Raw genomic sequence first — 12968 nt, 5'->3', positions numbered from 1 at the left:
CGGCCGAGGTGGCCGGGAGCCGTGCGGACAACAGGCGGGCGGCTACTCGACCTTGACCCAGTCGAGCGTGCGCTCCACCGCCTTCTTCCAGCCGTCGTAGCCCTCCGCGCGCTTCTCCTCGGACCACTGCGGCTCCCAGCGCTTGGACTCCTGCCAGTGGGTGCGCAGTTCGTCCTGGCTCTCCCAGAAACCGGTGGCGAGGCCCGCCGCGTAGGCGGCGCCGAGCGCGGTGGTCTCGGCGACGACCGGCCGGCTCACGGGCACGCCGAGAACATCGGCCTGGATCTGCATGCACAGGTCGTTCGACGTGACCCCGCCGTCCACCTTGAGCACGTCGAGACGGACCCCGGAGTCCTGCTCCATGGCCTCGACGACATCGCGGCTCTGGTAGCAGATCGCCTCCAGGGCCGCCCGCGCCAGGTGCGCGTTGGTGTTGTAGCGGGCGAGCCCGACGATCGCGCCCCGGGCGTCGGAACGCCAGTACGGTGCGAACAGACCGGAGAAGGCGGGCACGAAGTACACACCGCCGTTGTCCTCGACGCTCCGGGCCAGCGTCTCGCTCTCGGGCGCACTGCTGATGATCTTCATCTGGTCGCGCAGCCACTGCACCGCGGACCCGGTGACCGCGATCGAGCCCTCCAGGGCGTAGATCGCGGGGCTGTCCTGGAACTGGTACGCCACGGTGGTCAGCAGTCCGTTCTGCGAACGCACCAGCTCCGTACCGGTGTTGAGCACCAGGAAGTTGCCGGTGCCGTAGGTGTTCTTCGCCTCGCCCGGCGCGTAGCAGACCTGGCCGACGGTGGCCGCCTGCTGGTCGCCGAGCACACCGGCGATGGGGATGGCCTCGCGCAGCGGCCGGGAGGTCCGGGTGGTCCCGTACGCCTCGGCGTGCGAGGAGGGGTTGATCTTCGGGAGCATCGCCCGGGGGATGCCGAAGAACCCCAGCAACTCGTCGTCCCAGTCGAGGGTTTCGAGGTCCATCAGCATGGTGCGGCTGGCGTTGGTCACGTCGGTGGCGTGGATGCCGCCGTCGGGGCCGCCGGTCAGGTTCCACAGGACCCAGCAGTCGGTGTTGCCGAAGAGGGCGTTGCCCTGCTCGGCCGCCTCACGCACCCCGTCGACGTTCTCCAGGATCCACTGGATCTTCCCGCCGGAGAAGTACGTCGCCGGCGGCAGCCCCGCCTTGCGGCGGATGACGTCGCCCTTGCCCTCGCGTTCCAGGGCCGCGGCGATGGAGTCGGTGCGGGTGTCCTGCCAGACGACGGCGTTGTAGTACGGCCGGCCGTTGCGCGGGTCCCACACCACGGTGGTCTCGCGCTGGTTGGTGATGCCGATCGCCGCCAGGTCGGTGGGGGAGAGGTTCCCGTGCCGCAGGGCGTTCTGGATCACGGAGTTGGTGCGCTCCCAGATCTCCACCGGGTCGTGCTCGACCCATCCCGCCTTCGGGAGGATCTGTTCGTGCTCCAGCTGATGCTTCGCCACCTCGTTGCCGTTGTGGTCGAAGATCATGAAACGGGTACTGGTGGTGCCTTGGTCCACCGCGCCCACGAAGTCCGCCATGGGGATGCCGCCTCAACTCTCGGGGGTGGGAACGCGCCCGGGGGGCTCCGGCTCCGCCGTCGGCAGGAACCGGCCGACGAAGAACTTGTACAGGAACGCGCCGAGCAGGCCGCCGATCAGCGGGCCGACAATGGGCACCCAGAAGTACAAGTTGTCGTACTGATCTCTCCAGGCTGTGCTGTAGCCCGTGATGTAGCTGGCCAGCCGCGGACCGAAGTCACGTGCCGGGTTGATCGCGTACCCCGCGTCGGTGCCCCAGGCCATGCCGATGCCCACCACGATCAGGCCGACGATCCAGGGGGCCAGATTCGCGCCGGGCGGGTTGTTCAGCAGGTCCGTGACGGCCAGGACGAGCAGCAGGAGGATGGCGGTGCCGATGACCTGGTCACGGAACGCACCCCACTCGTGGACCGGCAGGTTGGTGTTGCCGTTCGCGGGGAGTGTGGAGAACACGCCCTGCGACTTGATGGTGTGTCCGGGGTCGTACGTCCCGAGCGCCTCGGTGTAGTTCCACCGGACGATGAGGGCCGCCACGAAGGCGCCGGCCGTCTGGGCCACCATGTACGGCGCGACCTTCTTCCACGGGAAGCCCTTGAACGCCGCGAGGGCGAGCGTCACCGCGGGGTTGATGTGCGCACCGCTCAGGCGTGCCGAGACATAGACGCCCAGAGTGACGCCGATGCCCCATCCCCAGGCGATGCTGTCGTGGTTGCCCAGCCCGCCCGGGGGTGTGGTGAGTCCTCCGCCGGCCACGACCTGGGCCACCACGCCGCAGCCGAAGAGGATGAGAACCATGGTTCCGGCGAACTCGGCCGACAGTTCGCCGACCAGCGCCGATCTTTTCAGCCGCTCAGCCATCGCAGCTCGATTCCCGCCGGCTCAGGACCGGCCGTAGATTGCCCCGAGTCTCACCGGATCAGAATAGGACGATCAAGCACTTACCGCACATACAGAACATTTATCTGCGGTGGGCGTAGTGGGCGTAGTGGGCGCGGTGGCGGCGGTGGCTGTTTCTGGACGCTGTGATTCCGGATTCCAGGGTGTGCTGGGGGTTCGGTGCGGAAAGTTTGGTTGAATTTCGTAGTTCGCAGGGAGAGGAACGGCGCGTGAGTGAACCGACTGGTCTGGTCTGCCCGGAATGCGGTGTCCCCAGGGCGGCGGACGGCAGCCCGGCCTGCTCCTGCGCCCGCCGCGCGGCCGACGCCCACCTGGAGACCCGCGCGGCGGAGGCGGCGGCCGCGGAGGACTTCGACCCCCTGCGCATACGCCCCTTCGCGGAACCGGCGGTCGCCGCCGAGACCACCGGCGACTTCTCCGATCCGGCCTCCGGGGACTTATCCGGTCCGGCCTCCGGCGAGTTATCCGGTCCGGCCTCCGAACAGGACCGCGACGGCGAATCCGAGCCGATCTCGGGACAGGGTCCCGATGGCACCCCGGAAGCGCCGGAGAGAGCCGAAGAGGCCGGACATGCCGGAGAAGCCGGAGAGGCCGAAGCGACCGGTGGCCGTCGCCGGCCCCGCCGACTCGTCCTGCTCGCCGGCGTGGGAGCGGCCGTGGCGGTGCTGGTGACCGGTGGCACGATCGCCGCCCTGTTCACCTACCAGAGCCCCTCCCGGGACGACGCGGGACCCGACGACGTACGGGCGAGCGTGCCCGCCGGAGCCACCGGGACCCGCACGGCGACCGCCGGCCCGTCCGCCACGGCGTCCCCCACCCAGACCTCCGCGAGTCCGAGCCCGTCGCCGAGCGACAGCCCCTCCGAGAGCGCCGGCACCCCCAGCGGATCCGCCGAGCCGACCGTGTCCCCGACCGGCTCCGACGCCACCTCCACCGCGGCCCCCGCGCCCAGCCCGTCCGGCGGACAGGCGCCGGTGCTCCGCCCCGGTGACAGCGGACCGGAGGTCACCGAACTCCAACTCCGCCTGAAACAGGCCGGTTTCTACGACGGTGACGCCGACGGCGAGTACGGCGGCGAGGTCGAGAGCGCCGTCCGCCGCTACCAGCTCGCCCGGCTCGTCCTCGCGGACGAGTCGGGCGTCTACGGGACGGCGACCAGGGCCGCCCTGGAGTCCGAGACCTCGGAGCCCTGAGCCGGTCCACTCGCCCGAGGGCGACGGCAGGGAGACACCGGGCCCACCGGGTTGCCGAAGTTCGGTGTGCCGTCGGCGTTCCAGGTCCTCTGGGCGGGGGCGCCCTTCGCGTCGCAGGCCCGGTTCGTGGACGCGGTGCGGGCGCTCGCCGACGGCTGGCCGGCCGAGGGCCGGTTCACGCGGGCCGAGCGGGACGCCGTGGTGGCCGCGACAGGTCCGGGCGAACCTGCGGCGCTGAGAGCCTGTGTCGTATCCCCGGTCGGATCAGCCCGCGGCCGGGGTCAGTTCGGCCAGCAGCAGGGTGCGGTCGTCGGCACCGGGCGTGCCCGACGGGCGGTGCAGGAGCCGTTCGCACAGGGCGGGCAGCGCGGCCGGGTCGCCGGTGTCGGCGGGCTGCTCGGCGACGGCCTCGTCCAGAGCGCGCGCCAGCCGGCCTATCTCCTGGTCTATGTCGGCCTCCCGGGACTCGACCAGACCGTCGCTGTACAGCGCGAGCAGCGCCGGTTCCGGCAGGGTCAGCACCGTCGGCTCGTAGCTGCCCGCGCCGAGGCCGAGCGGCAGGCCCGCACCGGTCAGGGCCACCGGGGCGGTGCGCCCGTCCGGGCCGCGCAGCAGCGGCGGGGGATGACCCGCCCCCACCAGCGAGCAGGTGCGCTCCCGCGCGTCCCACTCGGCGTACACACAGGTCGCGAACGAGGCCCCGGGCGTCTCGCTGGCGAGCGCGTCGAGCCGTCGTATGAGCTCGGCCGCCGGGATGTCGAGGCCCGCCAGCGTCCGCAGGGCCGTGCGCAGCTGGATCATCGCGACGGCCGACTCCGGGCCGTGCCCCATGGCGTCCCCGACGATCAGCCCGACCCGGTCGCCCGGCCGCCGCAGCACGTCGTACCAGTCGCCGCCGACCACACTGCCCTTCCCGGCGGGCAGACAGCCGTGCGCTATCCGGCACCCTTCGAGCTTCTGCGCCGGACCCGGCGGCAGGCTGTCCCGGATGGCCAGGGCGGTGCGCCGCTCGCGCTCGTAACGGCGCGCGTTGTCCAGGGCCACACAGGCCCGGGCGGCCAGCGCCTCCACGGCGGCCACGTCGGCGGGCCGGAACGGCGTCCGCCCCTCCCTGCGGGTGCATGTCATGAAGCCGATCGGGACGCCCCGCAGCCGCAGCGGGACGACGAGGAAGGAGCCCACGCGCCGCAGGTCGCCCCGGCGCGCATCGCCGTCCCCGGCGGCCATGAGCCGCTCGGCCATGTACGGGTCCACCCTCTCCAGCACCTGGGCGTGCCCGGCCAAGAGGGCCTGCGCGTACGGAGTGTCGCGCGGGAAGGACACCATCTCCCCGACCGGCAGCGCCTCCTCCCAGTCCTCGGCGCTCCCGGGCCCCACCCGCAGCGCCAGCCGGCGCGCCTCCACGCGCGGCGCGTCCGAGGCCGGGGGCGCGGCGGGGTGCGTGTCCTCCTCGCGGCGCCAGCGCTCCAGGACGAACAGCGAGGCCGCTTCGCAGAATCCGGGCGTCAGCGCGTGCACGACATGGCTGCCGGTCAGCCGCAGATCGAGTTCCGAGCCGATGACGTCGGCCGCGGGGGAGAACATCGACCGCCGGGGCGAGGACAGGGGGTCGGGTGAGTCGGAGCCGCTGCTGTGCGGGTCGTTCAGCAGGGTCGTGCCTTTCCGGTGTGACGGCCGCGCGGCGGGGACAACGGATCACCACGCGTAGTCGGCCACTATATGATGAAGCGTCAAGTTGCGAGGGCCCGAGGGAAGTTGTCGCCCTTCGGGTGAGATCGGTCAGGACGAATCGGCGCGGCCGGCCTGCCACTCCTTGTAGGCGGCCACCGCGGTGGGCAGCGTCGGGAAGATCAGCTCCTCGCCGACGGACTCCGTCAGTCTGTACGCGTCCAGGTCGTTGCGCAGGTCCTGCTTGACCCGCGCCAGCGCGAACACCACGTCCCGCCGGGCGAGTTCGCGGCGCAGCTCGTCGACGGCGTCGAGCGCGGTGATGTCGACCTCCACATTGGCCTCGGCGTTCAGCACGAACCACCGCACCGGGTCCTCCTGTTCGTCGACCGCGGCCAGCGCCCGGCGCCGGAAGTCCTCCGCGTTGGCGAAGAACAGCGGGGAGTCGTACCGGTACACCAGCAGTCCCGGGATCGTGGTGGCCTGCGGGTAGTCGTCGACGTCGTGCATCCCGGCCAGTCCGGGCACCAGGCCCTGCACCGCGTCGTGCGGACGGGCCACCCGGGTCAGCAGCTCCGCCACCGAAAGACCCACGGCGACCAGCACGCCGTAGAGGATGTCCAGGGCCAGCACACCGGCCAGGCAGCCGACGGCGAGCAGCAGTTCACGGCGGCGGAAGGAGGCCAGCCGGCGGAAGCCCGCCAGGTCGATCATCCGGACCGCCGCGTAGACGACGAGCGCGCCGAGGACCGCCGACGGGGTGTCCGTCAGCAGCGGCCCCAGGAAGAGCAGCACCGCGAGCACGACCGCCCCCGCGACCAGGGAGTACGCCTGGCTGCGGCCGCCCGCCGAGGAGGCGAGCGCGGTGCGGCTCGCGCTGCTGCTGACCGGGAAGCCGTGCAGCACCCCCGCACCCAGGTTGGCCGTGCCCAGCGCCAGGAACTCCTGGTCGGCGTCGAGCGCCGGGCCCTCGGCGTCGGGGTCGGCGAACGCGCGGGCGGTCAGCACGAAGTCGGTGTAGGCCACCAGGAGCACGCCCACCGCGGGCAGGACGAGCTGCGGCAGGTCCGACAGGTCCGGAACGGACAGGCTCGGCAGGCCCGTGGGGATCTCGCCGATCACCTTCAGGCCGTAGCGCTCGTCCAGGTCGAACAGGGCGACCGCGGAGGTGGCGAGGACCACCGCCAGCAGCGGGCCCGGGACCCGGGGGAACCATCGGGCCACCACGAACAGCAGGACGAGGATCGCGACCGAGAACGACAGCGTGGCGAGATGGAGGTCCGGCAGGTTCCGGATGAACGACCACACCTGGGGGAAGAACTCCGTCCCCGTGGTCTCCACCCCGGTCAGCTTGGGCAGTTGGTCCACGATCATGATCAGCGCCACGCCCGCCAGATACCCGATCAGGACCGGCCGGGACAGCAGGTCCGCGACGAAGCCCAGCCGCAGCGCCCACGCCGCCAGACACAGCAGCCCCACCGTGACGGCCAGTGCGGCGGCCAGCACGGCGTAGCGCCCCGGATCACCTGCCGCGAGCGGCGCCACCACCGTGGCCGTCATCAGCGCGGTCGTCGACTCCGGCCCCACCGACAGCAGTCGGGAGGAGCCGAACAGCGCGTACAGGCCGAGCGCGGGCAGGATCGCCCACAGCCCGGCCACCGGCGGCAGTCCGGCCACACCCGCGTACGCCATCACCTGCGGCACCAGGTACGCCGCGACGGTCAGCCCGGCGAGCAGGTCGCCGCGCAGCCACGTACGGCGGTAGCCGGCCAGTACCGTGAGCCCGGGCAGCGGGCGGAACCTCGGCGGGGCCTGCGACATGGATCTCCCTTGTGTCGACGCCTTGAGCCCCCGGGCGGGGTGCTCGCGACAGCATCGCAGGGTGTCGTGGCCGGGGCGGGTCCCGGCGGGGCCGTGTGCCGCCCGGGTCACGCCCGGATCCGGCTACGTGTGGATCCGGCTACGCGTGGTTCAGGCCCAGCAGCCGTTCACCGTCGCGGCGAGGCCGTCCATGGCGTCCTTGATGTCGCTCGCGTTGGCGGTGGAGCCGTTCTCGATGAAGGAGAACACCTTCCACTTGCCGTCCTTGCCCTGGGTGAGCCCGCTCAGCGCGATGGCCCCGGTGAGGGTGCCGGTCTTGGCGTGCACCTTGCCGACGGCGCACGAGGAGTTCACGTCGTCGAAGCGGCCCCACTCCGGGCCGAGGGTGCTGCCGGCCTCGCCGGAGACGGGCAGACCGTCCAGGATGGAGCCCAGGGTGTGCGCGTAACGGTCCTGCGTCAGCAGTTCGAGGATCTCGGCGAGGGTGGCCGCCGGGATGCGGTTGGCGCGGGAGAGGCCGCTGCCGTCGTACATCTCGAAGTTGGCGAGGGACACGCCGTAGCGCTTGCTCAGCACCTGGCGCACGACCTCCGTGCCGTCCTCGAAGGTGGCCGACCGGCCCGCGCCGAGGGCGGTCATCCGCAGGAGCGTTTCGGCGATGTTGTTGTCGCTCTTCTTGATCATCGTGTGGACGATGTCCGACAGCGGCGCCGACTTGTGCCGGGCCACCGGCACGTCGTGCTTGCTCGCGGTGGCGCGGGTGACGTCCCCGTCGACGGTGACGCCGTTCGCGGCGAGCTGCTGGGCGAAGACCTGCCCGGCGTCCAGCGAGGTGTCGTCCACGCCGGCCCCGTCGACGACCAGCGCGCGCACCGGGGCGACCGAGTCGGGGTAGTAGCCGGTGTTCCAGCCGTTGGCCAGGCTCGGCTCGGGAAAGAGGCTGTCGTCCACGGCGACCTTCACGGAGGTCAGGCCCGCGGCCTTGAGTCCGGCCACCGCCGTAGTCGCCAGCTCGGCGAGGTCGGCGCTGGTCAGGGTCCGGTCGCCGCCGCCGACGAGGGTCAGCGTGCCGTCGCCGTAGACGACCTTCGTGGTGAAGCGGTGGTTCGGGCCGAGGACCGTGAGGGCGCCGGTCGCGGTGGCGAGCTTGGTGTTGGACGCGGGCATCAGCGCGGTGGCGGCGTTGTGGTCCCACAGGGTGGCGTCCGACTCGGCGTCCAGGACCACCCCGCTGACGTTGGAGCCCAGGCGCGTGTCGAGGACGCGGGTCTCCAGGTTCGTGACCATCTGCTGGTCGTCGGCGTCGAGGGTCGTGGTCTTCGCCGTGGCGCCGATGCCCTTGCCGGCCGCGAAGGCCGAGGGGCCCGACAGCGCCACCGAGGCGACGGGCACGGCCATGGCGAGCACCAGGGCCCGCCGCATCCCGGTGCCGTTCTGCCGGGGCTTGCGGTGCCGGCGCCGGCCGCCGGGCTCGAAAGAGGCGGCGGAGGTCTCCGTGGTCATGACACTCATGGGGGTCCAGGCTTTCTGTGGGGGCCCTGTCAGCGAACTCCGGCGCACCATACCGGAATTGATCGTCCCGCCGTGCGGCCGGGTCGGGGCTGCCCGAGGGGGTGCCCGCACCTGCCCCGGTGGTCACCCGCCGGGGGTGCGGGCGGATGCCCTTCCCGATCGATACGCTGTACCGTACGATGACCCGCATGCCCCGTCGCACCCCCGCCCTGGACCGCGCGACACCGGACCGGATCGCCCGGACCGCCCTCCGACTGATCGACGAGGACGGCCCCGAAGCACTCACGTTCCGTGCCCTCGCCGCGCGGCTCGACATCTCCCTGGCCTCCCTGCAGCGCCGCTGCACCGACCTGGCCGGGCTGCTCGACCTGTGCCTCGACCACCTCGCCGCCCACCTGCCCGAACCCGCGCCGGGCGACGACTGGGCCACGGCCACCGAGGCCCGGTTCACCGCGCTGTACCGGCTGCTGGTGGCCCACCCGGGCCTGCTCGTGCTGCGCGGAGCCCGCCCCTGGCTCGGGGTGAACCTGCTGGCCCGGCTGGTGGAGCCGCAGCTCGCCGACAGCCTCGCCGCCGGGATGACCGCCGAGGAGGCGATCGTCGCGTACCGCCGGATGTATCTGCTGACCCTCGGCAGCGCGAGCTTCGTGGACCACCGCGACCCCGGCTCCGCCCGCGCGCTCACCCGCACCGCGCTGGCCGCCCTCGACCCCGAGGAGTTCCCGGCGCTGACGGGCCAGCTGACCGCGATCGTGCCGGCCGTGACCGGGCACGACGTCTACTACGGCGCACTGCGCCAGCTGATCCGGGCCGCCGACCCGAACCCGGCCGCCGCCGACACCCCCTGAGGACTTCCATGACCACCCCCGCACGCATTTTCAGCAGCGACAACACCGCCGGCGCCTCCCCGGAGATCGTCGAGGCCGTGACCCGGGCCGCCGCCGGGCAGGCCAGGCCGTACGGCGCGGACGACGTCACCGCCGACGTCCGGCGCCGGCTGTGCGAGATATTCGAACGTGACGTGGACGTGCTGATCGTCTCCACCGGCTCCGCCGCCAACGCCCTCTCCCTCGCCGCCCTGACCCCGCCCTGGGGCAGCGTGCTCTGCCACCGGGACAGCCACATCAACAACGACGAGTGCGGGGCGCCCGAGTTCTACACGGCGGGTGCGAAGCTGGTCCCGCTCGGCGGAGAGGACGCGAAGATCGACCCCGACGAACTGCGGGCGGCCGTACGGCACAAGGCGGGGGACGTGCACAGCGTGGAGCCCTCGGTGGTGAGCCTGACCCAGGCGACCGAGACCGGCGCCGTGTACACCCTCGACCAGATCGAGACCCTGGGCTCCCTCACCAAGGAGGCGGGGCTGCGGCTGCACATGGACGGGGCCCGGTTCGCCGGAGCCGTCGCCGCGCTCGGGCGCACCCCCGCCGAGCTGACCTGGCGGGCAGGCGTGGACCTGCTGTCGTTCGGCGCGACCAAGAACGGCACGATGACCGCCGACGCGATCGTCGTCTTCGACCGCTCCCTCACGCCCGAACTCTCCTTCCGCGCCAAGCGGGCCGGTCAGCTCGCCGCCAAGATGCGGTTCCACGCCGCCCAGTTGGACGCCTACCTCACCGACGGCCTGTGGCTGCGCAACGCGGCTCACGCAGGCGCCATGGCGGCCCGCCTCCAGGACGGCCTGAAGGCGCTGCCCGAGGTCGGCCTGCTCGGCGCCGCCGACGCGAACGTGGTCTTCTGCCGGCTGCCCCAGCAGGTTACCGAGGGTCTCCTGGCCGAGGGCTATGTCTTCTACCACGACCGCTGGGAGCCGGGCGTGGCCCGCTTCGTCACCTCCTTCGCGACGACGGCGGCGGATGTGGACGGTCTGCTGGAAGCGGTCGGCAGATACGCGGGCTGAGCGGGAGGACACCGGTCGGGGCCGGCCTCAGCCGACGATCCGGCCGAGGTCGATCCGTGCGATGTCCGGGGCCGGGCCGTTCGCGTTCCCGAATGTCACCGTGTTGGTGCCCTCCGCCAGGTCGACGGGGACGGCCAGCGTCCAGAAGTCGTCAGGGCTCCAGGTGTTCTTGAAGGTCGCCCGCAGCGGGGCGCCGCCGCCCACCGTGATGTCCGCAGTGCGCGAGACGATGTCCGTGTTGTAGGCGTGGCCGTTGTCGCGCCGGTCGTCGTGCGCGTAGTGGACGACCAGCAGATGGCGGCCCGGCCTCGGCGCGTCCACGGTGAACCGGGCCGTACCGGCGGGGGCACCGCCGAGCCCGGTGACGCGGTGCCCGCCGGGGGCATGGGCGCACGTGACCAGCCGGGCCCTGCCCGAGAGCACGGCGGTGGCGGCCCCGAAGGCCAGGACCCCGGTGTCCGAGCCGTCGCCGGAGACCTCCAGGGAGCGCAGCTCGGCCCGCCCGGCCGTGGCGGTGACCCGGTTGTTGCCCGCCGCGAGGAACAACCGCAGCGGTGTGCCGGGCGCGGCGGTCACCGTCTCCCCGTGCAGGGCGAGTTCCACCTCCGCCGAGGCCCGCGTCACGAGCGTGAAGTAGCCGTCGCGCGGGGCGTACACGTCGAAGACCGCCCGGTCGCCGCCGCCCAGCACGAGCGCACCCGTGCCGGCCCCGGCCGACGAGGAGTAGTCGTACGACGGCTCGCCGCCGACGTCCGCCAGCGTCGCCTCGTACACGGCGGACGGGGCACCGGTGCGGGCGGTCAGATCGACGCGGTCGAGGGCGACCTCGGCCTCGCCCTTGGCGAGCGTGAGGACACGCGTGCCGGCCCGCAGTTCCACACGGACGTCCTTCCTGCCGCCGTGGGCCCAGTTCTGGGTGGACGGGTAGGTGACGACGACCGGGTCGCCGCCGTCGACCGACAGCCGTTGGGTGGCGGGGCCGCCGGACTGGTTGCCGTAGAGGATCGCCAGGTCGTAGATGCCGTCGGCGGGCACCGTCACCGTGAAGTCCACCTTGCTGGTGGGGGAGTCGAGCGACTCGACGTTCCGCGAACCGGAGGCCGCGTAGCCGTTGGCGTCGCCCACCGTGCCGTGGGTGCGGATCCTCCCGCCGGTGACGGCCGCGTCCTGGGCCTCGTACGACGCCGACCAGGGGACGCGGGCGGGGTCCGGGGTGCCCCGGCCGGCCGGGGTGAGGACGATCCGGTAGGCGGACATCCGGCGCAGGCCGCGCAGCGGCACGGTCACCGAGCCGTCCCCGGCCACCCGCACCTTCGTCCGCGCGAGTACACGCGGTGCCGCGTGCGGCCCTTCGTACCCGGACCAGGCGGCCTCGGCGACGGTCGCGACGACCGTACGGCCGAACAGGGCGGGGGAGACGTTCTGTACGACGACGTCGGCGTCCCCCGTCGAACCGCCGAGCAGCACCTGGGCCTGGCGGCGCCCGGTGTCGAGGGAGGCGAGACCCTGGAGGGTGTCGACGGTGTGCGGCTCGGGCGGTGTGACGCGGACCGTGTCGCCGGTCAGGCCCGCGTACCAACGGAAGAACCACCAGCCGCCGTTGGGGATGTTCACGCGCACCACATTGCCGCTGAGATTACCGGCGGCGTCCCAGTAGGCCTGGTGGGCGTACACCTTGTTCCGCTCGAACATCGCGACCCACTGCACGAGCTGGCCCGGCACGGACAGGTCACGGCGGTTGGCGTACTCGTCGATGTTCACCGTCAGCGGCGGGAGGCCCGACTCCCGCTCGATCGAACGGTATTCGTCGTAGTGGGCCTGGAAGTCCCGCAGCGAGGAGGAGTCCAGCTCGTGCCAGGTCATCACCTGCGGCAGGACGTCCTCGCGCCGGGCGAAGGCGAGGAAGTCGCTCAACAGGCGGGCGTGGTAGGCGGCTTCGTTGGGCCCGGCGATCCGAGCGTCCGGGTGGATCGCCCGGATGCGCCGGTACACCGTCCTCCAGTCCCGCAGGAACCGGTCCCGGTTGGCCTCGTACTCCGCCGGGTCGGCGGCGTCCAGGTGGTACCAGATCTGGTCGGGCTCGTTGAAGGGGACGTAGACGAACCGGTCGCGGTCCGGCCGGGCGGAGATCTCCTCGACGATCGTGCCCACCCGGGCCAGATGATCGTCGATGCCCAGGTCCTCGTACGGCCACTGGGCGTAGACGTCCTGCAGCAGCACGTTGATGTCGCCGCCGTTGCGGAAGAAGGACCGGGCGACGGTGAGCGCGTCCCCGTTGGGGTGCTGGGCGCCGCCCTCCGGTTTCTGGGAGATGCCGGTGATCTTCAGGGGCGCGAGCACGGCGTCGCCGGGGACCCCGTCGTCGCTGAGCCCGTACAGCGCCCCGTTGGCGCCGTGCAGCACCGGGCCCTCGGAGT

At 72.3% G+C, this 12968-nt stretch carries 9 protein-coding genes; 3 read left to right on the top strand and 6 right to left on the bottom strand.

Annotated features, from left to right (window positions below):
- Positions 1-42: 42 nt before the first annotated feature.
- A complete protein-coding gene (glpK, locus tag ACLZN2_RS30180; RefSeq protein WP_416982519.1) occupies positions 43-1560 on the bottom strand; it encodes a glycerol kinase GlpK in 1518 nt (505 codons plus the stop codon).
- 12 nt (positions 1561-1572) lie between these two features.
- On the bottom strand, positions 1573-2418 hold the full coding sequence (locus ACLZN2_RS30175; RefSeq protein ID WP_416982518.1) for an MIP/aquaporin family protein: 846 nt from the start codon (positions 2416-2418) through the stop codon (positions 1573-1575).
- 248 nt (positions 2419-2666) lie between these two features.
- On the opposite strand from ACLZN2_RS30175, the gene ACLZN2_RS30170 reads away from it, so the two are divergent.
- Positions 2667-3650 carry a peptidoglycan-binding protein gene (locus ACLZN2_RS30170; RefSeq protein ID WP_416982517.1) on the top strand — a complete coding sequence of 328 codons (984 nt, stop codon included), beginning with the start codon at positions 2667-2669 and terminating at the stop codon, positions 3648-3650.
- A 264-nt stretch (positions 3651-3914) separates the two neighbouring features.
- On the opposite strand, the gene ACLZN2_RS30165 is transcribed toward ACLZN2_RS30170, so the two are convergent.
- The 3 genes from ACLZN2_RS30165 to dacB all read right to left on the bottom strand — a co-directional run bounded on the left by ACLZN2_RS30165 (position 3915) and on the right by dacB (position 8651).
- Positions 3915-5234 (bottom strand): PP2C family protein-serine/threonine phosphatase, encoded by a 1320-nt coding sequence (locus tag ACLZN2_RS30165; RefSeq protein ID WP_416982515.1) that lies wholly within the window; start codon positions 5232-5234, stop codon positions 3915-3917.
- 195 nt (positions 5235-5429) lie between these two features.
- Entirely contained in the window at positions 5430-7139 is a 1710-nt protein-coding gene (locus ACLZN2_RS30160) for a SulP family inorganic anion transporter (RefSeq protein ID WP_416982514.1), read from the bottom strand.
- A gap of 150 nt (positions 7140-7289) precedes the next feature.
- Entirely contained in the window at positions 7290-8651 is a 1362-nt protein-coding gene (dacB, locus tag ACLZN2_RS30155; protein ID WP_416982513.1) for a D-alanyl-D-alanine carboxypeptidase/D-alanyl-D-alanine-endopeptidase, read from the bottom strand.
- A 188-nt stretch (positions 8652-8839) separates the two neighbouring features.
- On the opposite strand from dacB, the gene ACLZN2_RS30150 reads away from it, so the two are divergent.
- Complete coding sequence (locus ACLZN2_RS30150; protein WP_416982511.1) at positions 8840-9499, top strand: TetR/AcrR family transcriptional regulator; 660 nt, start codon at positions 8840-8842, stop codon at positions 9497-9499.
- Positions 9500-9507: 8 nt separating this feature from the next.
- Positions 9508-10551: a threonine aldolase family protein gene (locus ACLZN2_RS30145; protein WP_416982510.1), complete on the top strand. Its 1044-nt coding sequence runs from the start codon at positions 9508-9510 to the stop codon at positions 10549-10551.
- A 27-nt stretch (positions 10552-10578) separates the two neighbouring features.
- On the opposite strand, the gene ACLZN2_RS30140 is transcribed toward ACLZN2_RS30145, so the two are convergent.
- Positions 10579-12954 (bottom strand): cellulosome protein, encoded by a 2376-nt coding sequence (locus ACLZN2_RS30140; protein WP_416982625.1) that lies wholly within the window; start codon positions 12952-12954, stop codon positions 10579-10581.
- Positions 12955-12968 lie beyond the last annotated feature (14 nt).

Origin of the sequence: Streptomyces sp. T028, from assembly GCF_048159505.1 — a bacterium.
In the GTDB taxonomy this organism is placed as follows: domain Bacteria; phylum Actinomycetota; class Actinomycetes; order Streptomycetales; family Streptomycetaceae; genus Streptomyces.
This window is presented reverse-complemented; position numbering and strand designations above follow the sequence as displayed.

Bases quoted from the DNA above. Each gene is read 5' to 3' on its own strand.
- glpK (WP_416982519.1), bottom strand. From the start codon at position 1,560: ATGGCGGACTTCGTGGGCGCGGTGGACCAAGGCACCACCAGTACCCGT.
- ACLZN2_RS30175 (WP_416982518.1), bottom strand. From the start codon at position 2,418: ATGGCTGAGCGGCTGAAAAGATCGGCGCTGGTCGGCGAACTGTCGGCC.
- ACLZN2_RS30165 (WP_416982515.1), bottom strand. From the start codon at position 5,234: ATGTTCTCCCCCGCGGCCGACGTCATCGGCTCGGAACTCGATCTGCGG.
- ACLZN2_RS30160 (WP_416982514.1), bottom strand. From the start codon at position 7,139: ATGTCGCAGGCCCCGCCGAGGTTCCGCCCGCTGCCCGGGCTCACGGTA.
- dacB (WP_416982513.1), bottom strand. From the start codon at position 8,651: ATGAGTGTCATGACCACGGAGACCTCCGCCGCCTCTTTCGAGCCCGGC.
- ACLZN2_RS30150 (WP_416982511.1), top strand. From the start codon at position 8,840: ATGCCCCGTCGCACCCCCGCCCTGGACCGCGCGACACCGGACCGGATC.
- ACLZN2_RS30145 (WP_416982510.1), top strand. From the start codon at position 9,508: ATGACCACCCCCGCACGCATTTTCAGCAGCGACAACACCGCCGGCGCC.